The sequence below is a fragment of the Streptomyces sp. NPDC048643 genome (assembly GCF_040650615.1).
Lineage (GTDB): Bacteria > Actinomycetota > Actinomycetes > Streptomycetales > Streptomycetaceae > Streptomyces.
Window position 1 is genome coordinate 46,648 of record NZ_JBEZHO010000045.1, and the last position, 22,276, is coordinate 68,923.

20 protein-coding genes and 2 pseudogenes are annotated in these 22,276 nt (G+C 70.3%); 18 read left to right on the top strand and 4 right to left on the bottom strand.

Annotated features, from left to right (window positions below; genetic code table 11):
- The first annotated feature begins 72 nt into the window (after window positions 1-72).
- From AB0C62_RS32330 to AB0C62_RS32395, 14 genes are all read left to right on the top strand, one after another.
- The gene (locus AB0C62_RS32330) at window positions 73-1,281 is read left to right on the top strand and encodes an MCE family protein (RefSeq protein ID WP_362979298.1); all 1,209 of its coding nucleotides are present in this window, start codon (window positions 73-75) and stop codon (window positions 1,279-1,281) included.
- Window positions 1,278-2,333, top strand: coding sequence for an MCE family protein (locus tag AB0C62_RS32335; protein ID WP_362979248.1), 1,056 nt, complete (start codon window positions 1,278-1,280; stop codon window positions 2,331-2,333). The genes AB0C62_RS32330 and AB0C62_RS32335 overlap by 4 nt, the downstream gene beginning before the upstream one ends.
- Entirely contained in the window at window positions 2,330-3,421 is a 1,092-nt protein-coding gene (locus AB0C62_RS32340) for an MCE family protein (protein WP_362979250.1), read from the top strand. The genes AB0C62_RS32335 and AB0C62_RS32340 overlap by 4 nt, the downstream gene beginning before the upstream one ends.
- Complete coding sequence (locus AB0C62_RS32345) at window positions 3,421-4,440, top strand: MCE family protein (RefSeq protein ID WP_362979252.1); 1,020 nt, start codon at window positions 3,421-3,423, stop codon at window positions 4,438-4,440. The genes AB0C62_RS32340 and AB0C62_RS32345 overlap by 1 nt, the downstream gene beginning before the upstream one ends.
- Window positions 4,440-5,684 (top strand): MCE family protein, encoded by a 1,245-nt coding sequence (locus AB0C62_RS32350; protein ID WP_362979300.1) that lies wholly within the window; start codon window positions 4,440-4,442, stop codon window positions 5,682-5,684. Before AB0C62_RS32345 ends, AB0C62_RS32350 begins: the two co-directional genes overlap by 1 nt.
- Window positions 5,681-6,979 (top strand): MlaD family protein, encoded by a 1,299-nt coding sequence (locus AB0C62_RS32355; protein ID WP_362979254.1) that lies wholly within the window; start codon window positions 5,681-5,683, stop codon window positions 6,977-6,979. Before AB0C62_RS32350 ends, AB0C62_RS32355 begins: the two co-directional genes overlap by 4 nt.
- Complete coding sequence (locus tag AB0C62_RS32360; protein WP_362979256.1) at window positions 6,976-7,515, top strand: hypothetical protein; 540 nt, start codon at window positions 6,976-6,978, stop codon at window positions 7,513-7,515. Before AB0C62_RS32355 ends, AB0C62_RS32360 begins: the two co-directional genes overlap by 4 nt.
- Window positions 7,512-8,303 (top strand): hypothetical protein, encoded by a 792-nt coding sequence (locus AB0C62_RS32365; protein ID WP_362979258.1) that lies wholly within the window; start codon window positions 7,512-7,514, stop codon window positions 8,301-8,303. The genes AB0C62_RS32360 and AB0C62_RS32365 overlap by 4 nt, the downstream gene beginning before the upstream one ends.
- A gap of 26 nt (window positions 8,304-8,329) precedes the next feature.
- Window positions 8,330-8,869, top strand: coding sequence for a hypothetical protein (locus tag AB0C62_RS32370; protein WP_362979260.1), 540 nt, complete (start codon window positions 8,330-8,332; stop codon window positions 8,867-8,869).
- A gap of 47 nt (window positions 8,870-8,916) precedes the next feature.
- On the top strand, window positions 8,917-9,726 hold the full coding sequence (locus AB0C62_RS32375; RefSeq protein ID WP_362979262.1) for a hypothetical protein: 810 nt from the start codon (window positions 8,917-8,919) through the stop codon (window positions 9,724-9,726).
- 43 nt (window positions 9,727-9,769) lie between these two features.
- On the top strand, window positions 9,770-11,029 hold the full coding sequence (locus AB0C62_RS32380; RefSeq protein WP_362979264.1) for a hypothetical protein: 1,260 nt from the start codon (window positions 9,770-9,772) through the stop codon (window positions 11,027-11,029).
- Between the two features lie 470 nt (window positions 11,030-11,499).
- Entirely contained in the window at window positions 11,500-12,333 is an 834-nt protein-coding gene (locus tag AB0C62_RS32385; protein ID WP_362979266.1) for a PIG-L family deacetylase, read from the top strand.
- A gap of 219 nt (window positions 12,334-12,552) precedes the next feature.
- Window positions 12,553-13,155: a PadR family transcriptional regulator gene (locus AB0C62_RS32390; RefSeq protein WP_362979268.1), complete on the top strand. Its 603-nt coding sequence runs from the start codon at window positions 12,553-12,555 to the stop codon at window positions 13,153-13,155.
- Between the two features lie 66 nt (window positions 13,156-13,221).
- Window positions 13,222-14,940, top strand: coding sequence for an acyl-CoA dehydrogenase family protein (locus tag AB0C62_RS32395; RefSeq protein ID WP_362979270.1), 1,719 nt, complete (start codon window positions 13,222-13,224; stop codon window positions 14,938-14,940).
- Window positions 14,941-15,033: 93 nt separating this feature from the next.
- On the opposite strand, the gene AB0C62_RS32400 is transcribed toward AB0C62_RS32395, so the two are convergent.
- On the bottom strand, window positions 15,034-15,915 hold the full coding sequence (locus AB0C62_RS32400) for a hypothetical protein (RefSeq protein WP_362979272.1): 882 nt from the start codon (window positions 15,913-15,915) through the stop codon (window positions 15,034-15,036).
- Between the two features lie 64 nt (window positions 15,916-15,979).
- Here AB0C62_RS32400 and AB0C62_RS32405 point away from each other — a divergent pair, with 64 nt between their 5' ends.
- Window positions 15,980-17,263, top strand: coding sequence for a hypothetical protein (locus AB0C62_RS32405; protein WP_362979274.1), 1,284 nt, complete (start codon window positions 15,980-15,982; stop codon window positions 17,261-17,263).
- A 94-nt stretch (window positions 17,264-17,357) separates the two neighbouring features.
- On the opposite strand, the gene AB0C62_RS32410 is transcribed toward AB0C62_RS32405, so the two are convergent.
- On the bottom strand, window positions 17,358-18,062 hold the full coding sequence (locus AB0C62_RS32410; RefSeq protein ID WP_362979276.1) for a Clp protease N-terminal domain-containing protein: 705 nt from the start codon (window positions 18,060-18,062) through the stop codon (window positions 17,358-17,360).
- 378 nt (window positions 18,063-18,440) lie between these two features.
- Between AB0C62_RS32410 and AB0C62_RS32415 the strand changes: the two genes are divergently transcribed.
- Entirely contained in the window at window positions 18,441-18,914 is a 474-nt protein-coding gene (locus tag AB0C62_RS32415) for a cupin domain-containing protein (RefSeq protein ID WP_362979278.1), read from the top strand.
- 233 nt (window positions 18,915-19,147) lie between these two features.
- Here the strand turns inward: AB0C62_RS32415 and AB0C62_RS32420 are convergent, their stop codons facing one another.
- On the bottom strand, window positions 19,148-20,155 hold the full coding sequence (locus tag AB0C62_RS32420; protein ID WP_362979280.1) for a terpene cyclase: 1,008 nt from the start codon (window positions 20,153-20,155) through the stop codon (window positions 19,148-19,150).
- A gap of 211 nt (window positions 20,156-20,366) precedes the next feature.
- On the opposite strand from AB0C62_RS32420, the gene AB0C62_RS32425 reads away from it, so the two are divergent.
- Entirely contained in the window at window positions 20,367-20,867 is a 501-nt protein-coding gene (locus tag AB0C62_RS32425) for a GNAT family N-acetyltransferase (protein WP_362979282.1), read from the top strand.
- Between the two features lie 121 nt (window positions 20,868-20,988).
- Here AB0C62_RS32425 and AB0C62_RS32430 read toward each other — a convergent pair.
- Window positions 20,989-21,159, bottom strand: a pseudogene (locus AB0C62_RS32430) (helix-turn-helix domain-containing protein); the annotation flags it as partial.
- An 872-nt stretch (window positions 21,160-22,031) separates the two neighbouring features.
- Here AB0C62_RS32430 and AB0C62_RS32435 point away from each other — a divergent pair.
- Window positions 22,032-22,274: pseudogene (locus tag AB0C62_RS32435) on the top strand (alcohol dehydrogenase catalytic domain-containing protein); the annotation flags it as partial.
- Window positions 22,275-22,276: the final 2 nt, after the last annotated feature.

A 22,276-nucleotide genomic window follows, 5' to 3' on the forward strand; every position in this document is an offset into this window, starting at 1 on the left:
CGACGCCAGACCCCGCCGCCGCCCAAGCGGCGTCGAGGAGGCTCGTCCACCGCGGTGCGGCGTTCGGCCGGTCTGGCCTTCCCGCTGGTGACCGCCCTGCTGATCTACGGCACGATCGCCGTCTACGACAAGAAGTTCGTGGACTCCGACCCGATCACGGTGGAGACGGGCAGCGTCGGAAACGAGATGCACCGGGGCGCCGAGGTGAAGCTGCGCGGCGTGGTCGTGGGCGAGGTCCGCGAGATCAGCTCCGCCGGGAACGGCGCCCGGCTCAGCATCGCCCTGCGGCCCGGCGTCCTGCACGACATCCCCTCGGACGTGCGCGCGCAGATGCTGCCGACCACCCTGTTCGGCGAACGCTACGTCGCCCTCGTACCGCCGGCCGCGCCCTCCTCGACGTCGCTGGCCAAGGGCGCCGTCATCCGGCAGGACCACTCGGCCAACGCCGTCGAACTCCAGCAGGTGCTCGACGACGTCCTGCCGATGCTCACCGCGGTGCGGCCCGCCGAGCTGTCGCAGACCCTGTCGGCCGTCTCCCAGGCACTGGAGGGACGCGGCGAGAAGCTCGGCGCCACGCTGAGCAAGCTCGACCGGCACCTGGCCCGCTTCAATCCCCAGCTTCCCGCCCTCAACGAGGATCTCAAGGAACTCGTGAAAGTGAGCCACGTGTACGCCGACGCGGCGCCCGACATCCTCACGGCGCTCACCGACTTCACGACGACCAGCGGGACGATCGCCGAGAAGGAGGGCGACCTGTCGCGAACCTTCGGCGCGACGACGCGCACCGCCGAGGACGTGACCAGCTTCCTGCGGCAGAACAAGGACAACATCATCCGGCTCTCCGCGACGTCCCGGCCCACACTGCGTCTGCTGGCCGAGTACTCCTCGGAGTTCCCCTGCACCCTGCGCACGCTCGCCGAGTTCGTCCCCGCGATGGACAAGGCGCTCGGCAAGGGCACCGACCGGCCCGGGCTGCACGTGGACGTGACCAGCGAAACGAGCCGCGGCGCGTACACCGCCGGCCACGACACCCCGGTCTACAACTCCGGCGGCGGTCCGAAGTGCTACCCGGTGCCGTATCTGGGCACCGGTGTCCGCCCCGCGACCACGGTGTCCGCCGACGTCGAGCAGGATCTCGGCCCGGCTAACTCCCCGCAGGAGAACGCGCTGGTGAACGAGCTGATCGCGCCGGCCGCCGGGAAGCGGGCCGAGGACCTGCCCGACTGGAGCAGCCTGCTGGTCGGCCCTGCGCTGCGCGGGACGGATGTGACGCTCAAGTGACTCCCTCCGACGCGCACATCCGGCGCCGCCCCCTGACCGGTCCCCTGCTGAAGTCGCTGATCTTCATCGTGGTCACCGCGCTGGCCACCACGATCCTCGGGTACAGCGTCGCCGGTACCGGCGTCGGCTCCTCGGGCCGCACCTACCGGGCGCTGTTCAGCGACGTCACCGGGCTCGTCGACGGCGACAGCGTCCGTGTCTCCGGCGTCAAGGTCGGCGAGGTCACCGGCGTCCGTGTCGTCGACCGCCGTACCGCGCAGGTGACGTTCACGGTGAGCGAGGACCGGACGCTGCCCCGCTCGACGACGGCGGCGGTGAAGTACCTCAACATGGTCGGCCAGCGGTATCTGTCGCTCGACCGCGGCACCGGCGGCCTGTCCGGGACACTCGCGGCGAACTCGACGATCCCACTGGACCGCACCACGCCCGCGCTCGACCTGACCCTCCTCTTCAACGGCTTCAAGCCGCTGTTCGAGGGGCTGTCCCCGAAGGACGTCAACGAACTGGCCGGCTCCATCGTCCAGGTGCTCCAGGGCGAGGGCGGCACCGTCGACAGCCTGATGCGGCACATCGGCTCCCTCAGCAGCACCGTCGCCGCCAAGGACAAGGTGATCGGCGCGGTCGTCACCAACCTGAACACCGTCCTGAAGACGCTCAACGACCGCGAGGACTCCTTCGACAACCTCGTCGTGACCCTCAAGGAACTCGTCTCCGGATTCAACGACGACCGCAAACCGCTGGGCCGGGCCGTCACCGCCGTGGGATCACTGACCACGGTCACCGCCGATCTGCTGCAGGACGGCCGCGCACCCCTCAAACAGGACATCAGGCAACTGGGCCGGCTCTCCGACAACCTCGGCGACGGCACCCCGCAGATCGAGAACTTCCTCGACCGGACCCCGGCGAAGCTGACCACGCTGTCCCGGCTGGCGTCGTACGGGTCCTGGTTCAACCTCTATCTGTGCGAGGCGAAGGTGACCGGCGTGCGGACCTCCGACGGCTCGAAGCCGCCTACCGGGATCCCCGTCACGGAATCGAGGTGCGGCGCATGACGGCGCCCGTGCACGGCCGCCGGCCCGCGCGACGCGCGCCACGGTTCAAGCCCGTGAAGGAACGCAACCCGGTGGCCGTGGCTCTCGTCGGCCTCTCCGCTCTGACCGTCGTCGGCCTCCTGGCCTACAACGTGCAGGCACTGCCGTTCATCGGTTCCGGCACCACGTACAGCGCCGACTTCAGCGAGGCGGCCGGTCTCAAGGACGGCGACGAGGTACGGATCGCCGGTGTGAAGGTCGGCGAGGTCACCGGTGTCTCGCTCGACGGCGCGAAGGTGAAGGTGACCTTCGCGGTGAAGGACGCCTGGATCGGGGACCGCACGACCGCCGCCATCGCGATCAAGACGCTGCTGGGCGACAAGTACGTGGCTCTCGACCCGCTCGGCGGCGCCCGCCAGAGTCCCGGCGTGCGGATCCCGCTGTCCCGCACCACCTCCCCGTACGACGTCACCCAGGCGTTCCAGGATCTCGGCGGAACCATCGACGACATCGACACGAAGCAGCTCGCCGCGAGTTTCGAGACGATCTCGCAGACGTTCGCCGACTCACCCGCGCACGTCCGCAGTGCGGCGACCGGTCTCTCGGCGCTGTCGAAGACGGTGTCCAAGCGGGACCAGAAGCTGGCGGACCTGCTCAAGGGGAGCAACAAGTTCACGAAGACGCTCAAGGACCAGAAGTCGAGCTTCGAGACGCTCATCGACGACGGCGGCCCGCTGCTGGGCGAACTCACCGACCGGCGCGACGCCATCAAGGCGTTGCTGACCGGCAGCCGCAAGCTCGGCAAGGAGTTGAGCGGTCTCGTCGAGGACAACGACAAGCAGCTCGGCCCCACCCTCAAGGCACTGAGCCGGGTGACCGGGGTGTTGGAGGCCAACAACGACCAGCTCGACAAGACGCTGGCGCTCGTCGGCCCCTACTACCGGCTCGTCGGCAACACGCTGGGCAGCGGGCACTGGTTCGACAGCTACCTGTGCGGGGTCGTCCCGCCGGAGTACCTGCCCGAGGCGTCCCGGCCGAAGTCGGGCTGCGTGCCGCCCCGGATGACGGGCGCCGGGCAGTCGGCCGCGTCCACGGAAGGCGGCCGGTGATGAGCAGGCGCAGAACACTCCTCGCGGCCGGTGCGGCCCTGGTGGTGCTGGCCGGTGGCATCACGGCCACCGCGCTGGCCGACGACTCGGACGGCATCCGGCTGACCGCCTACTTCGATCGGGCCGTCGGTGTGTACGCCGGGTCCGACCTGCGCATCCTGGGGGTTCGCGTCGGTGAGGTGGAGTCCGTGCAGCCGCAGGGCACCAAGGTGCGGGTGCGGCTCGCGCTCGACGAGGGCATCCATCTGCCCGTCGACGCGCGCGCCGTCGTCGTCGCGCCCAGTGTCGTCGCCGACCGGTACATCCAACTGACCCCGGCCTACAGCTCCGGTCCCCGCCTCGGCGACGGCGCGGTGCTCAGCGCGACCCGCAACCGCACCCCGATGGAGATCGACCAGCTCTACGACCAGATCACCGAGCTGAGCAAGACGCTCGGTCCGGACGGTGTGAACTCCGCGGGGGCCCTGAACAAGCTGCTCGCCACCGGCGCCGCCAACCTGGACGGCAACGGCGCCGCGATCGGCGACACCGTCGAACAGTTCGGCAAGGCGGCCAAGACCCTGGACGGCAGCAGCGACGACCTGTTCACCACGCTCAGCCAGCTCCAGTCCTTCACCTCCATGCTCAAGAAGAAGGACACCGGGGTCCGCACGACCCAGGAACGCCTGGACGAGATCGTCGGCTTCTTCGCCGACAACAAGGACGACCTGGCCGGCGCGCTGAAGGAACTCGGCATCGCGCTCAGCCAGGTCAAGACGTTCATCGAGGACAACCGGGGCGAGCTGAAGAAGAACGTGGACAAGCTCGTGCCCATCACCCAGACGCTCGTCAAGCAACGGGCTTCCCTGGCGGAGGCCCTGGACGTCGCGCCGCTGGCCGCGGACAACCTGGTGGGCGCCTACGACCCGGACACGCGCCGGCTCAACGGGCGCGCCGACCTCAACGAGATCAGCGTCCTGCCGCTGCCGGTCGCCGGTGACAGCGCGGCTTCGACCTCGGCGGGGGGAGCGGGCCGATGATGCGCAGAAAAGAACGGGAGAGCTCGGCGGAGGTCAGCCGCGGCGCGAGCAGCACGGGCGTCGCCATCGGCTCCAGCCTGCGTGGCCTCATCGCCGTCGGCATCGGCCTCGTCCTGACCGTGGGGGCCGCGGTGGTGGTGCTGCCCGGCTTCGACGGCATCGAGGACGTGCCGCTGCCCGGCGGCGCCGACCTGGGCTCGCACCCGTACCGCGTCACAGCGAACCTGGACGATGTACTGAGCCTGGTCCCGCAGGCCGCGGTGAAGGTCAACGACGTCGCCGTCGGGCGCGTGACCCGGATCCGGCTGAACGAGAACTGGTCGGCGCGCGTCACCCTGGAGATCAACGGGTCGGTGCGCCTGCCGGCGAACGCCGGTGCCCGGCTGGAGCAGTCCAGCCTGCTCGGCGAGAAGTACGTCCAGCTCGTGGCGCCGTCGAAGTCCAGCGGTACGGGACGGCTCGCCGACGGCAGTGTCATCCCCGTCTCCCGCACCAACCGCAACACCGAGGTCGAGGAGGTGTTCGGTGCGCTGTCCCTGCTGCTCAACGGCGGCGGCATCAACCAGCTGAAGACCATCACCACCGAGCTGAACTCGGGGCTCGGGGGCCGTGAACCCCAGATCCGGTCGACGCTGAAGCGGGTCGACACCCTGGTGACCGACCTGGACGAGCACCGCGGCGACATCACCGACGCGCTCGACGGCGTCAACCGGCTCGCGTCGACGCTGGCCACCCGCAAGGAGGACGTCAGCACCGTCCTGACCGACCTCTCCCCCGGCCTCAAGACGCTGGAGGACCAGCGCGGCTCCCTGCTGACCATGCTGCGCTCGCTCGACACGCTGTCCGACACCGCCGTCTCCACCGTCAACGCGAGCAAGGACGACATGATCGCCGATCTCAAGGCCATCGCCCCCAGCCTGAAGGCACTGGCCGACGCGGGGACCGATCTGCCCGACTCCCTCCAGGTCCTGCTGACGTACCCGTTCACCGACGAGGTGCTCAGCGGTGTGAAGGGCGACTACCTGAACGTCTATCTGACGATGGCCGCACCCCAGGGCACGACGATCATCCCGCCGCTGATCCCCGCGCAGTCGTCGCCCACCCCGACCCCCACGGCCGACCCGCCCGACGCGTCGTCCGAGCGTTCCGCGCGCAAGGCCTCGTCGTTGCCGCTGCCGTCGGTCGACACCGTGGAGTCGGGCGCCGCCGCTCCGACGGCGACCACCGGAGGTGAGGAGCGGTGATCACCCGGGCCGTCTGGCTCAAGAACGTCGCCTTCCTCGCGCTGTCGGTCACCGTGCTGGGGTTCCTGGGCGTCCGGTACGCCGACCTCGGCCGGTATGTGGGGGCCGCCGACTACTACACGGTGGACGTCGAACTCCCGGCGACGGGCGGCCTGTTCACGCACTCCGATGTCACCTACCGGGGTGTGTCCGTGGGCAGGGTCGGGCCGTTGAAGCTCACCGACGACGGAGTGGTGGCCCAACTGCGCATCAAGAAGTCCGCGCCCCGGATCCCCTCCGACACCAAGGCCGTCGTGGCGAGCCTGTCGGCGGTCGGGGAGCAGTACATCGATCTGCGGCCGGCCAGTGACGACGGCCCGTATCTCGCGGACGGTTCTCACGTGGACCGCGCGGACACCCAGGTTCCGGCGCCGGTCACGGACGTTCTCACCAGCGTCGACGACCTCGTCACCTCGGTGCCGCTGGACGACCTGAAGACGGTGGTGGACGAGTTCGGCAAGGCGTTCCAGGGGCGGGGCGACGATCTGCAGGTGCTGCTGGACAGCAGTTCCTCGTTCGTCGACGCCGCCGACGACGCGCTGCCCGCCACGACGCGGCTCATCACGGACTCGGAGACGGTCCTGCGGACCCAGGCCGAGGAGGGCGACGCGATCCGGGACTTCGGGTCGGGGGCGGTCGAACTGGCCCGCGCTCTGAAGGGTTCGGACACCGACCTGCGTCGACTGCTGGCGACGGCTCCGGATGCCACAGCCCAGGTCAGCGGACTGCTTCGGGACGTCGATCCCAGCCTCGGCGTGGTCCTGGCGAACCTCCTGACCACCTCGGAGGTCGCCGTCACACGGCAGCGCGGCGTCGAGGAACTCCTGGTGAAGTACCCGGCGGCCGTCTCCGCCGGCGCCACGGCTGTCGACGGGGGGAAGGTCAACCTCGGTCTGGCGCTGACCTTCTTCAAGCCGCTGCCCTGCACCGAGGGCTACGGCGCCACCCGCTACCGCAACGGGCTCGATCTGGGGACGGCGCCCGCCCTGAACACCGGTGCGTCCTGCAGCGCGTCCGCGTCGAGCGGCCTCAACGTCCGTGGCTCGGCGAACGCTCCGAGCGGCGGCGGCGTACCGACGCCGGCCCGTCCCGGCTCGCTGCCGTCGGGGTCCTCGTCGGCTTCGGGAACGGCTCAGGGCACATCCCAGAAGGCCTCACCGGCACTGCCCGGCGCTCTGGCTCTGCCCGACGCCGGCGGCACCTCACCGACCGGTATGGCCGGGCTGCTGGGGCTCGACGCGGGGAGCGGTCGATGAGGCGGGCGAACGTGTTGACCGGCATAGCGCTGGCCCTGGCGCTCGGATTCTGCGCCACGGGCGCGTGGACGTACGCGCAGGCCCGGGGCGACGACTCGCTCGCCTATGGACAGGCTCGGGACGCGGCGCTCGACGACGGACGGCACGCTCTGGCCGTGCTCAACACGCTCGACGCCTCGACCCAGAAGCGTGCCGAGGTCGGCGTACGGGCGTGGCGGACCGTCGCCACGGGGCCGCTGCGCGACGAGCTGGGCAGCACCCGTCCGCAGACGGGGCCGTCGGCGCGAGGCGCTGTCACGGAAGCCGCCGTCACGGCGCTCGACACCCGGGCGGGCACGGCGAAGCTGATCGCGACCGTGCGGGTCGACGTCACGCCCATCGGGTCGAAGACAGCCACCCCGGAACGCAAGCGGCTGGAGGCGGTCCTGGCACGTGACGGCGACGGGCAGTGGCGCGTACGCGCCCTCAGCGCGGTCCCGCAGGCGGACGGCGGCACGAGCGCGTCTGCTTCGCCGAGCAGGGGGGCCACCTCGTGAACCGGCTGTGGGGCGGGACGCGGACCGCGTCCCGGGAGAACACCGAAGACTCGGCAGACGTCCTCGCGGGCGAATCCGCCACCGCGACGGAACACGAGGCAGCGGACTCGCCCGAGGGAAGGATCGAGGACGACTCTCAAGCTGAACCTCAACTTGAGACTCAGCCGGAATCCCCGTCCGAAGCGGACGCCGAACAGTCCCCGTCCGACACCGCCGAACGCGGAGTCAGCGACGACGAGGACGACGCGCCCGAGGCGGCGGCCGCCGCTCCCGGGCGTACGAGTCGGGCGGTCGACCGGCGCCGTATCGCTCTCGTCGCGCTGACCGTCGTCCTGATGGCCGCAGGCGTCGCATTCCTGTACGAGGCCCATCAAACCCGGTCCACGCCGTCAGCCGAGAACCACGCCCTCACCGACACCGAGGCGACCAACCGCGTCGCCGGTGACGTCGACAACGCCTTGGCGCGGATCTTCTCGTACACCCCGAAGGGAACCGACGCGACCGAGAATTCGGCCCGTTCGGTGCTCACGGGACGTGCCGCCCGGCAGTACGGCGAGCTCTTCGACCGGGTCCGTTCGGATCTGGCCGAGCAGAAGGTCAGCCTGACCACGGTCGCGGTGCGCACCGGCGTGGTCGAACTGCACGGGGGAACGGCGAAGCTGCTCGTCTTCCTCGACCAGACCTCACGACGCGGCGACGCGAAGGAGAGCTACGCGGCCGCCCAACTGTCCGTCACAGCCCGGTTCGAGAACGACCGCTGGCGCATCGCCGACATCCAGACCCGCTGACCACCAGCGCTAGACGGGAGCACCTGATGAAGAACCCGGCACGGGCCCTGACGGGACTGCGCGCCATCTCGGCCGCGGCCCTCGCCCTCGCTCTGGCGGCCGCGGGAACCGCCGCGTGGGCCGGCACCGACTGGTACCGGGCCGCGCACGACGACTCCGCCGCCTACGCGGTCCAGCGCGACCAGGCACTGACGGCGGGCGAACAGGCCGTACAGAATCTCAACACCCTCGACCACACCAACGTGGACGGCGGCCTGGACCTGTGGGAGTCCTCGACCACAGGCGACCTGCACAAACAGCTCGTCGACGGACGCGCCGCGTTCAGCAGGCAGGTGAAGGCGGCCGGGACGGTCACCACGGCCCGCGTACTGTCCGGCGCGGTCACCGAACTCGACGAACGGGCGGGACGGGCCCGCGTCCTGGTGGCGCTGCGCATCACCGTCCGGGCCTCGAAGGGCAGCACCGACAAGGACAGCCGCATGCTCGGTGAGCTCACCCGCACGGGCGGCCGGTGGAAGCTCAGTGACCTCGGCCAGGCCCCCGTGGGCTCGGCGTTGAGCGACTGAGCCCCGTCCGCCCCGCCACCCGGCCGCACCGAGAGGACCCGCGCACCATGTCCAGCACCCGGCACCACATCAACCACCAGCGCCGCCGCCAGGCCCGCGCCGATCGGCCGGACGCGGCCGTGGACGCCGGCCCCCTGGCCACCGTCACCGCAGGCACCGACACCGCGGCGAAGCCGAGCCCGACGAACGAGGGGGCGCGCCGCTTCGTCCGGGTGCCGCTCCGCTCCCCCACCCCGGCAGACACCGCACGCGGCGAGGACAGTGGTCCGGAGTCGGACGCAAGCGCGACTGCGGACGAGCACACGAAGGCTGCTCGGCGTTCGCGACGCACCCTCTGTCTCGTGGGCGCGCTGTGCGTCCTGACGCTGCTGCTCGGCGGCTTCGCGGGGTGGGCACATGCCCGGGCCGGCACACTGCGGGATCAGCCGGCGCGGCAGAACACGGCGCTCACGGACGTCTCCGCCACGAGCGAGATCAAGGGCCAGACCTCGCGGGCGGTGGCCGCTCTCTTCTCGTACGACCACGCACACCCGGGGACGTTCGACGACGCCGCCCGCAAGCTGCTCACCGGAAAGGCGGTCACGCAGCACCGCGACCTCTTCGCCGCGGTGCGCGATCGTGCGGACCAGCAGAAGGCCGTGATCACGACGACGGTCACCGACAGCGGCGTGGAGCGGATCGACGGCGACCGCGCCCGGGTGCTCGTCTACGCCGACCAGAGCAGCGTCAGCACCGCCGCGGCCAAGAAGGACAAGGCCGACGACCAGGGCACGTACGCGGGTGCCATGTTCGCCGTGGACGTGGTGCGCCGGGACGGACGGTGGCTGGTCTCCGGCATCGACACCTTCGGCCGCTGACACCGCCCGCCGGTCGGCCCTCCCTCATCGACAGGAGCTTGATATGTCCGCACTGCGTCTCCGACGTCCGTCCGCCCGGACCCGCCAGGGCCTGCGGACGACCGCGATCGCCGTCGCGGCACTGGCGGTCCTCACCGCTTCCCGCGCTCCCGAGGCGGTGAGCGGCGGCACGAAGCACCGCACCACACCCGCCGCCGATCAGGACGGCCCCGTCTGGACGAATCCCGCGGCTCCCGAGGCCGGCGGCTCGGGCGACGACTCGTACCACACGGAACTCCCGCCGCTGGTCAGCCCGGACCGGCCCGCGTCGGCCCCGGTCCCCGCCGTGTTCCGCGCCCAGTCGGGTATCCCCGCGACGGTGTTGCGTGCCTACCGGGCGGCCGAGACGTCGGTGTCCCGGACGGACCCCGGGTGCCGTCTGCCGTGGCAACTGCTCGCCGCGATCGGCAAGGTGGAGTCGGGACACGCCGGCGGCGGCGCGGTCACGGCCGACGGAACCACGCGCGGACGGATCGCCGGCCCGGCCCTCAACGGCGTCGGATTCGCGCTCATCCGGGACAGCGACGGCGGTTCTCTGGACGGGGACGCGGTGTTCGACCGGGCGGTGGGTCCGATGCAGTTCCTTCCGTCGACCTGGCGGCACTGGGGTGCCGACGGCAACAGCGACGGCGTCAGCGACCCGAACAACGTGTTCGACGCGGCACTGGCCGCCGGGCACTACCTGTGTGCCGGACGTCGCGACCTCGCGCGCCCCGGCGACCTCGATGCCGCCGTGCTGAGCTACAACTACTCCGACGCCTATCTGCGAACGGTGCGGCAGTGGTTCGCCTTCTACCGCACGGGCGCGCACACGGTGCCCGACGGAAAGGGTGTCGTGCCACGCAGCCCGGGCGCGGGCGGCAAGACCCCCGCGACCAAACCCGTCGGCGACGACGATTCCGACGGCGGCGGCATCGTCGTCGGCCCGGACCCGTCGGCGTCCGGAAGCCCGACGGCCACGCCCGGACCGTCACACACGCCGTCGCCGTCACCGTCGGGGAGTGAGACACCCGACCCGTCGACGACACCGACCCCGCCCACCGATTCCCCCTCCCCCACGCCCGACCCGACGGACACGGGCACCCCCACCGAGCCCGGGGAGTCGACACCTCCGACGGAGTGCCCCACGGACACGGCGAGCCCGAGCCCCGGTCCCTCGACGGATCCGGAACCCGACCCGAACTGCCCGAGCCCTACGCCGTCACCCACCGCGTCGGAATCGCCGAGCGCGACGGCCGCGACGGAGGCGGCACCCGCGCGCTGACGCCGTCCGGCACCCCGGCAGTTTCCGGGCCGCGCTCTCAACGAGCCCGGTCCGCTGGGCCACACCATCGGGCGGGAGGCCTCAGTGCGAGGCGTGGGCGGGAAGCGCGAGAGGCGCTTCCCGCCCTCTGCGCGTTTCCTCCGAAGCCGCCGCGTCGGCAAGGCTCCCGCATCGGCAAGGCGACCCGGCCGGCGTCCGTCGATCTCGATCTTCTGCGCGAGAGGTCGAAGCAGGTGGTCTGTTCGCGTGCCCAGCGGGAACACTCGGTCCCGTCAGGGGGTTGGCAGCGCTGAGGGATCGGTGGTGCGCGGGCGCGGCCAGGAACGGTGAGACCGGGAATGCCGTCTGCCACGACGCGATCCCCGTACCCCCGTGTCCGCGGTAGATCCGGTCTCCGATCTCGGGGACGATCGTCCACGCGCCTGCCACGGACGCGGGCCACAGCTCATTTCGCACAGGAGGACAGCTTGATGAACGACGCGCCCTTGACCCTCATGGCGGTGCACGCCCACCCCGACGACGAGGCGACGGGAACGGGCGGTGTCCTCGCCCGGTATGCGGCGGAGGGCATCCGCACGGTCCTCGTGACGTGTACCGACGGCGGTTGCGGTGACGGACCCGGGGGCGTGAAGCCGGGCGACCCCGGACACGATCCGGCGGCCGTCGCCGCGATGCGACGGGAGGAACTCGCGGCGAGCTGCGAGGTGCTGAAGATCAGCCACCTGGAGATGTTGGACTACGCCGACTCCGGAATGATGGGCTGGCCGACCAATGACGCCCCCAACTCCTTCTGGCAGACCCCGGTGGAGGAGGGCGCTGCGCGGCTCGCGGAACTCATTCGCCGCTACCGGCCCGACGTGGTCGTCACCTACGACGAGAACGGCTTCTACGGCCACCCCGACCACATCCAGGCCCACCGCATCACGATGGCGGCGCTGGCGATGACGTCGCCGACACCGAAGGTGTACTGGACGACGGCGCCCCGCTCGATGATGCAGCGGTTCGGTGAAGTCATGCGCGAGTTCGACGCGGACTGGCAGGAGCCGAGTCCCGAGGAGGCTGCCGCGATGGCCGAGATCGGGCTCCCCGAGGAGGAGATCACCACCTGGGTGGACACCTCCGCGTTCGGTGCGCAGAAGTTCGACGCGCTGGCCGCGCACGCCAGCCAGGGTGAGAACATCTTCTTCCTCAAGATGGGCCAGCAGAGGTTCACGGAGCTGATGGGTGTCGAGACCTTCGTACGGGTGCAGGACACCACCGGCGCGGCGCTGCCCGAGGACGATCTCTTCGCCGGGTTGCGCTGATCCTTCGCCGCTCGACCGGCGTTCGTAGGGACACGGCACCGGACGACGGCTGTCACGGCGGGCGGCGGGTGGTCGCGGACACGATCCGCCTCCATCTGCCGCTCCCCGGCATCACCGGCCCACAGCCGCTCCACGCTGCCGCCGCGGCAGGGGTGAGCCGTGTCTCACCGGGGCGACGCCCCTTGCCTATGCAACAAGTTGCATAGAAGGCTGTCCCTCATGGCGCTCGAACACGCGATCCTCGTCTCCCTGCTGGAAAGACCCGGTTCCGGCTATGAGCTGGCCCGGCGGTTCGAGCGATCCATCGGCCACTTCTGGACGGCCACGCACCAGCAGATCTACCGCGTCCTCAAACGCATGGAGCACGAGGACCTCCTCGCCGTCCGCGAGGTGCCGCAGCAGGGACGGCCGGACAAGAACGAGTACTCCGTCACCGACTCCGGGCGCACGGCCCTCGCCAGCTGGCTGCACGAGCCGATCGAACCGGAGAGCCTGCGGCACGACCTCGCGGTGAAGATCCGTGGCGCCGCCTTCGACGACCCGGCAGCGCTCATCGACGAGGTCGAGCGGCATCACCAGGTCCACAACGACCGGCTCGCGCGCTACCTCGCAGGAGAGCTGCGCGACTTCACCGGGCCCGAGGCCCCCGCACCCCTGGACGCCGGTCAGGAACTTCAGCACGTCGTGCTGCGCGGTGGCATCGCGTACGAGCGGATGACGATCGCCTGGCTCGACGACGTCCTCGCCACCCTGCACACCCTCAGCCGTGCGCCCGGCGTCGCGGCCGACCCTCAGCACCCGCGGCCGAAGCCGTCCGCCTGAGCCGCACCCGCTTCGTCCGCCCCCGTACGCATCTTCGACCCCCCATCCCTTGGAAGGCGAATCTCGATGGCCACTCCCTTGCTGTTCAACCCGCGCACCTACGATCCGACGCATCTCGACGCCGAGACGCGCAGGCTGCTGCGCGCCACCGTCGACTGGTTCGAGGACCGCGGCAAGCGGCGTCTGATCGAGGACTACCGCACCCGGGCCTGGCTCGGTGACTTCCTCGCCTTCGCCGCCAAGGAGCGCCTGTTCGCCACGTTCCTCACCCCGGCGTCCTCCGGCAAAGGGGAGGACCAGCGCTGGGACACCGCCCGGATCGCCGCTCTGAACGAGATCCTCGGGTTCTACGGCCTCGACTACTGGTACGCCTGGCAGGTGACCATCCTCGGTCTCGGTCCGGTGTGGCAGAGCGACAACGCCGCCGCGCGCGGCCGTGCCGCGGACCTTCTGTCCCAGGGTGAGGTCTTCGCCTTCGGCCTGTCCGAGAAGAGCCACGGCGCCGACATCTACTCCACCGACATGCTCTTGGAGCCCGACGGCGACGGCGGCTTCCGGGCGGGCGGCTCGAAGTACTACATCGGCAACGGCAACGCGGCCGGCCTCGTCTCCGTGTTCGGCCGCCGCACCGACGTCGAGGGCCCGGACGGGTACGTCTTCTTCGCTGCCGACAGCCGCCACTCGGCGTACCACCTGGTGAAGAACGTCGTGGACTCCTCCAAGTACGTCAGCGAGTTCCGCCTGGAGGACTATCCGGTCGCCCCCGAGGACGTCCTGCACACCGGCCGCGCGGCCTTCGACGCGGCCCTCAACACGGTCAACGTCGGTAAGTTCAACCTCTGCACCGCCTCGATCGGCATCTGCGAGCACGCGATGTACGAGGCCGTCACTCATGCGCAGAACCGCATCCTCTACGGTCGTCCCGTCACCGCCTTCCCTCATGTACGCCGGGAGCTGACCGACGCCTACGTCCGCCTCGTCGGCATGAAGCTGTTCAGCGACCGCGCCGTCGACTACTTCCGTTCGGCCGGTCCCGAGGACCGCCGCTATCTGCTCTTCAACCCGATGACGAAGATGAAGGTGACCACGGAGGGCGAGAAGGTCATCGACCTGATGTGGGACGTCATCGCGGCGAAGGGCTTCGAGAAGGACAACTACTTCTCCCAGGCCGCCGTCGAGATCCGCGGCCTGCCCAAGCTCGAGGGCACGGTCCACGTGAACCTCGCGCTGATCCTCAAGTTCATGCGCAACCATCTGCTGGACCCGGTCAGCCACCCGGCCGTGCCGACCCGCCTCGACGCGGCCGACGACGACTTCCTCTTCCGCCAGGGGCCGGCTCGCGGTCTGGGTTCCGTACGCTTCCACGACTGGCGCCCCGCCTACGACGCGTACGCCGAGGTCCCGAACGTCGCCCGCTTCCGCGAACAGGCCGACGCGCTCTGCGAGTTCGTCACCACCGTCGCCCCCGACGAGAAGCAGAGCCGCGACCTCGACTTCTTGCTCTCCGTCGGGCAGTTGTTCGCGCTCGTGGTGCACGGACAGCTGATTCTGGAGCAGGCGCGCCTGACGGACCTGGACGAGTCCGTCCTCGACGAGCTGTTCTCCGTGCTCGTCCGGGACTTCTCCGGCCACTGCGTCGAACTCCACGGCAAGGACTCGGCCACGGAACCGCAGCAGGCCTGGGCGCTTGCCGCCATCCGGCGTCCCGTCGTGGACGAGGCACGTTCGGCGCGGGTCTGGCAGCGCGTCGAGGAGCTGTCCGGGGCGTACGAGATGGCCGAGTAGCAGCGCAGCCGGGACACCGTGGTCAACAGCCGCCTGCGCGGGGGCTGTTGACCACGGTCGTTCCGGGGCTCGAGCGCCATCGCGCGCCGGCCGTTACAGCTGGGGCCTGGGGCCCGCATCCGAAGTGTCGCGCGGAGGCTCCCCCGCGGTGATCCGGGACAGAAGGTCCCGCGCTTCACGAATGCGTGGATGGTCAGAGTGAAGGAACTGCTCGCACGCGGACAGTGCCTGACGAGCGGTCACCTCGGCTTCCTCGCGGTGGCCCAGCGCGTGCAGAGCGGTAGCGGTGGCCATGGCGGGCCGGCCGCTCCCGGCCCGGGAGGCAGGCGGCGTGGGCCGTCGGGCCTCGGTGAGCGCCTCCTCGTAGCGGCCCTGCCCGTTGAGGCTGCACACCAGGAGGTATCGGAAGGAGGCCTCTCTGTTCCCCGTCGCGCGGGGCAGGTTGCCGCGCGCCACGGTCTCCGCCTCCTCGAACCTGCCCTGCCCGCACAGAGCCTCTGCCAGGCCGGCGAGCGCGGACAGTTCAAGGTCTGCCACCTGCGCGAGACGAGCCAGTCGGCTCACCTCACGCAGGATGTCCGACGCCTCGGCCTCGGCCTTCCCATACTGCTTTTCGCCGAGGAGAACGACGGCCCGGTTGACCCGCAGCACGAGCAGAACGGTCCGATCGCTGCCGCTCGTGTCCCGCAACTCCCTGGTCAGCGCGTCCAGTTCGGGCAGCACGTGGCCCCTGCGCCCGTGCAGTACCGCGGCCGTGAGGGCGATCGTCCTCGCCAGCCACACGGGCAGGTGGTGCCGGCTCCGGTCCCAGGGCCGCCGCGGCCGGTCGGCGAGAGCCTGCGCCCGGACCTCCGCCTCCTCGTACTCGCCCCTCGCGACCTGTTCGGTGAGATCCCGGAACACGGCCGTCTGCGCCCGGGAGAGCCCGTCCCTGGCCGGCACGAACGACCGGCCGCGCTTCTGTATGAACTCCACGCGCCAGGACCTTACGGGTCCAACCCGGTTCATGCTTCGCCCGGTCGAGGACGACGGCCACCGTGTGCTCCGCGACGACAGAGGGCAGGCCGAACCACGCCGTACAATCCCGCGCATGCCGATACCGCGCGTCACCAGCAGAGTTGCGCTCGTCGTCGTTGTCGCGCTGGTCGCCGGATGTGGGTCGAACGGGCCGGACCCGGCCGATCCTGCGCCAACCGGCTCGCCAACGGGTGACGTACCTGCCCATCGGGCGTGGGCGTACGAGTACGTCTCCGATGTCGGCCCCGTCGGTAATCAGGGGCTCGACATCGCCGCCGTGTCCCGGCGCGAGGCCTGGGCCATTGCGGCGCTGCGTGACACCGGAGGTTCCGGCCCGGGGATGCAGATGCTCAGGTTCGACGGCACACGATGGCAGGAGTACGACCTGTCCTCCGATCTGCGCGACGCACTCGGCGGCGGCACGCTGAGTGCGCCGACCCTGCATGCCGGTGCGGGAGACGCCTGGCTGTTCGCGCGCGTCGGCCACGGTCCGGGCACGTCGCCCAGTCCGCTCGCCGCCCGCTTCGACGGCACCCACTGGCTGGCCGTCCCGCCACCCGAGGAAGGCGACATGACCCGCGTCGCGGTGCTCGGGCCCTCGGACGTCTGGGCGCTCGGGAATCCCAAGCGACGGACGGCCTGGCACTGGGACGGGCGTAGCTGGACCGGCACCCGACTGCCGCTGGAGGCGCAGGCCATCACGTCGGATACCTCCGGAGGGGATCTCCGCGTGGCCGGCAATGTTCCCGACCCGGAGGCGGACAAGGCCGACGAGCCGGATCCGGACCACCCGAAACCGCGCGCCCTTCGGCTCGCGGCCGCGCGATGGGACGGGCGGCAGTGGCGCGAGGAGCGGATGCCGGACGTCGCGGCGGCGGACGCGAGGTTTACGGGTTGCCGGACGCCGGTGCAGACGCTCGTCGCGCGAGGAGCGGACGACGTCTGGGCCATGGGGATCGAGTACGGCCCGTACACCGGGACCAGATACACACCCCCGGGCCACCGTCCCTGCGCTCTGCACTGGGACGGCACACGGTGGAGCAAGTCGAGTGACCTGCCTGCGGGAATTCTCGACGCCAAGAGGGTGCGCGGCGAGAACGGGAAGGTGAGCCGCATCGCACGGCCGCCGTACGTCACCGGGATCACCGGGAAGGTCACCGAGCCAGACAGGAAACAGTCGTTCGGCCTCGCCGAGATCGCACACGTTCCGGGGACCGGGGAGGCATGGGGAGTCGGCACGGCCGAACTCGGGGCATCCGGAGAGGCGAACTTCAGCCGCGCCGTGATCGTGCGGTATCGGCCCTAGAGCTGGCACCGCCCGCTTCGGAAACTCACCCGCGCTGACACGTCGTCGCAACGGGCGGCGGCCACGGCCTCTCCCCTTCAGGCCGAGGACGAGGTCACTGCCCGTCGCCTGCTCCGGGCCGCTTGGCGACCTCTGCCCTGACCGTCTCGCGCAGCTCGTCCGAGGTGAAACCGAGGTTGCGCAGGATCCGCGCGGCCGAGCCGTCCGCGGCGCGGATCAGGCCGAGCAGCGCGTGTTCCGTGCCGACCCAGTCGTGGCCGAGGTCGGCCGCCGCGCGACGTGCCTCCTCGATGGCCTCCTTGCTCTCCGGCCGGAAGGCGATGTGACCGCGCAGCGCCTTGTTCCCGGCCGGAGGCATCGCTTCCTCGATGGCCGCGCGGACGCGCTGCTCCGAGCCGGCCTTCGCGATGAGCACGTCGTAGGCCAGGCCCCGCGGTTCGCCGAGCAGGCCGAGCAGGAGGTGTTCGGTGCCGATGAAGTCGTGCTTGTACGTTCGGGCGGCTTCCTGTGCCAGCACGATGCTGTGCCGGTTCAGGTTGGTGTAGCGCTCGAAGGGCCCGGGGGCGTGGCGTTGTTGGGCGGCCTGCTTGGTCACGCCGATGGCGTCACCGATCTCTGTCCATGACGCGCCGGTCTGCTTGGCCTTGTTGACGTAGTGGTCGATGAGCTGGTCTCCGAGATCGGAAAGGGTTTGGGCGCGCAGTCGCGCCTCGCTGACGCGGGCGAGCTGGTCGGCTCCGGGCAGTTCCTCGTCGAGTCGAGCGATCAGGTCGGCGAGGCTGATGTCGAGTGGACTCATGCGTCAATCTTAAGTTGACGATGCGGGATCGTCAACTTGAAATTGACGATTGCTTCGGTCCGACTTCGCAGGACTCGCATAGTGGGCCGGTGCCGCCCGGCCCCGGTCGCGTCTCACCCGTTCGACTCCCAAGTGCGTTGTGCCGCCTGGGGGTTGCGTGTCGAGTCGGCCCGCTTCTCCCTTCTGGTGCCGGTCGGCCGACTCGAACATGTCGGGCTCGGCCGGTAAAATTTCCAGGTCACGGCTCTGCTGGAGGTGGCACAGCCGGTGGCTCCCGCGAACCCGGGCACGCCGGACCCATGTACCCCGGTCGGATGCACACCAGGACGGTCCTCCCGTCCTGGACTCCCGAAGCTCTCTGCGATCCAAGGAGTCGCCATGGAACCCACGACCACCGCGCTGGTCGTACAACCCGGCGAGGCAGCCGGTGCGTCGCTCTCGGACGGCGCCTTCGAACTGCTCGCCGACGGCGGCGCGGTCAGCGCCAGCCGACTCACCCTCACGACCGGAGCTGACGGCGCTCCCCCGCACCGCCACTTGCTGTCACACGAGGTCTTCTACGTACTGGGCGGAACGATGCTGTTCCGCCTCGGCGACACTCTCACCACCGTGGAGAAGGGCGGGCTCGTCGTGGTACCGCCGGGCCTGCCCCATGTCTTCGGGGCCGCTGATGGCGAGGTGGCCGACGTGTTCGTCGTGCTCAGCCCCGGCATCGAGCGATTCGGCTACTTCGAGCAACTGGCCGCCATCAGCCGCGGCGAGGTGGAGTTCGACTCGTTGATCCCCGAGCAGGACCGCTACGACGTGCACTTCGTCGACCTCCCCGACTGGCGGTCGGCCCCCACGCCGTAGGGGCGGTCCCAGCCCGAGCCGCTCGCCGGCTGACGTCGATATCGGCTCAGGTCGGCCGCCTTCGGGACCCGCCATGCGCCGGCCGCCGGCCGTCGGCCCGGCCCGCGAGGGCATCTTGGTCGTGTGGCGGCCCGGCACCGCGTCCCTCCCCTGCGGTTCCGGGCCGCTTTCTCAAGGAACGGCAGGACGAGAGCAGCCGCCGCGAACAGGGGCAAGGCCGGGGGACTTGTCGTCTACGAGGGGAGGATCTCGTCGAAATAGCCTAGCCCCGAACTGGGGAGAACGTGAGGTGCGGCGGTGTAGCGGCGGGTCCGGGTCTGCCAGGCGTGGTAGCCACTCATCCACAGGGTGACCACCTCGACGTACGCGCGGACGTCGACCAACTCTTGTGCGGTCAGGCCGAGTTGTCTGCACATGGCGGGCACCTGTGTCTCAAGTTCCCTGAATCGCCTGGTTCGACGGGCGACCTCCTCGCGGGCGGCGGAGACGGCCTCCTCGCGTGTGCTGCGCCCGGTGTGCTGGATGACGAGGACGAGATTGTCGACGTCGCCGCGTGCCTCCTCCTTCTCCAGGGAGTACACGTCGTTGCACATCATGGTGACGTCGACCGCGATGTCCCGCATCAGGCGTAGTTGCGGGCTGTGGAACACCGACGGGGGGAGCTTGAGTCCGGCGGCGCGCTCGCCGAGGGACAGAGGGAGTGCGGTACCGGCGATGCCGCGGCGGACCTGGAGGTAGGTCTCCAGGTCCCCCGGTGTGCCGCGGATCCTGCCGATGGCTTCGTGCGCCTGAGCGGCGAGGTAGTACTCCCACTCGTGCGCGGCACGGGCGACCCAGCCGGGGTGGGCGCCGGCGCGGCTTCGGGTCCAGAGGTCCGCGAAGGCACGGGAGCAGGCGTCCGCGCCGGTTCCGATCGGCGCTCCGTGGACGATGTCGATCAGCTTCTGGCACGCTGCGGCGGCTCGGGCCGGGTCCCGGCCGAGCGGCCCGTCGAACTGGTCGTCGAAGACGAAGAAGAAGGCCATCGCGTCCGCGCACAGGTCGAGGCCGGCTGCCCGTGCGTAGGGCATGCCATGAGCGGCAAGGCCGGGCATGTCCCATGCGGCGTACCACTGAAGCGACCGCCCTTCCTTCACCAGGCCAAGGCGCCGCACCCACTCCAGGTTCCTGCGGCGGGCACCCTCGATGTCGGGACTCGACGCGACAGGAAAGGGCAGGTCGAACGTGATGTCCTGCGGCACGTGAGTCTCCGTGAGACAGCCGGTCCGGTGGCGTGCCGGACCACGCATCCTGTGGTGGAGTTCCACGATCTCGCGATTCCAGGTTCTGCCCGAGGCCTCCGCCGGTCACGTCTCGGCCGATATCCGCCTCCCGAGGAAGGTCGATCAATGACTCGTCGCTCTCTCCAGGGGCTGATGCGGAGCCTCGCTCGTGTCGTGTGATGCTGGCGGCATGACGGAGCAAGGCGAGATCACTGTCGTCCGCTGGCCGGGGCAGAGCCCTTCCGCGCGGGACGAGCTGGCCGGTCTGTTGGCCGCGTACCACCTGCAGACGGAGGCCGAGAAGGGCATGGCCGTCGCCGACGTGCACGAGTTGCCGGACCGCTACCGGGCAGAGATCTCGGACCCCGGGACCGCCTTCGCCGAGGATGTCGTGCTGCTGGCCCTCAACGGCGGTACGGCCGTGGGTTGCCTGGTGATGACCGCCCCCGCCGCCGGAAGCTCGGAGGTCAAGCGGCTCTGGACGGACCCGGCCGTCCGGGGCCAGGGCATCGCCTCGACCCTTTTCGGTGCCGCGTTCGAGCAGGCCGCGAAGACCGGCGTGAGCGCCGTGCGGCTGTCGGTGTGGAACTGGCGGACCGGGGCCATCGCCCTGTACGAACGGCTGGGTTTCGCCGTAGTCCCATCATGGGACGAGCGGGATCAACTGGTGTGCATGCAGCGGGCCGTGTGAGTGCCGACCGGTCACTGGCGATCGCTACGAGGACGGCCGCCGCATGAGTCTGTGAGCTCCTCACCGTCGCCCTCGCCCGGATGCCCTCCCTTCGAGGCGTTCCCCCTTCGTGAGCCATCCATCAATCGCGTCGTCGATTCAGTAGCCACCACGAGGTCACCAGGTCTTCGGTTCGTCGTAGGTCCAGGCCAGTGAGCTGCTGGATACGGTTCACCCGGTACCGGACCGTGTTCGGGTGCACCGCGAGCCTCCGGGCGACCTCCCGCACGTCCTGATCGCAGTCGAGATACGCCCGTGCGATCACCGAGGCCGAGCGCGAACGGTTCCGGGCCCAGCCCTTCCGTCAGCGAGTCGAGCGCGCCAAGGCGTACGTCGCCAAGGAGCTGCTGGTGCTCGGCTTCGCCAAACAACCCCGGCTGATGCGTGTGGTCGAACGGCTGGCCCGCCGTCACCTCGCCCACCAGGTCAGGAACCCGTCCCTGCGCCGAGCTCTCACTCCCGACTTCACGATCGGCTGCAAACGCGTCGTTCCCTCCACCGCGTGGTATCCCGCACTGCAGAAACCGAACGTCGAGCTCGTGCCCCGGGCACTGAGCGAGGTCCGCGAACACAGCTTCGTCGACGCCGACGGAGTCGAGCGCGCGGTCGACACCCTGATCTTCGGCACCGGCTTCCACGTCACCGACATCCCCTTCGCCGACAGGGTGCGCGGCCGCGGCGGAGAGCTGTTGAGCGCCCGGTGGGCGGGTTCTCCGCGGGCATACCTCGGGGTGTCGGTCCCCCGCTTCCCGAACTTCTTCATGTTCCTCGGGCCCAACTCGGGCCTGGGGCACAGCTCCATGGTCTACATGATCGAGGCCCAGGCGGAGCACGTGAAGAACGCCATCCGCGCACTCGACACCTCCGGGTCGACGTCCATCGAGGTCGACCGCTCCACCCATGACGCCTACAACGCCGAACTCGACCGCAAACTGGCGAAGTCCGTGTGGGGCTCGGCGGCTGCCGGAGCTTCTACCGGGACGCCAATGGCCGCAACGCCACCATCTACCCCGACTGGACCTTCCGGTATCGCCGCGAGGCGGTCCGGTGGCGGCCCGAGGCCTACCATCTCGCGTCGCGACCGAGCGCGGCAGAGCAGAAGCCGACCGATTCCGTGGACGCCTCATGAGGGCCGTGCGTCTCAACCGGGGACGGTTGGAGGTCGTCGACCTGCCGGCGCCCCGCCCGGGAGCAGGTCAGCTGCTGGTCGAGGTGAAGCGTTGCGGTATCTGCGGCTCGGACCTCCACTGCCGCCTGCACGCGGACGAACTGACCGACTCCCTCGACCTGTGCGGCTACCCCCGCTACCTCCGCTCCGACCAGGATGTGGTGCTCGGCCACGAGATCTTCGGCGAGGTCGTCGACCGCGG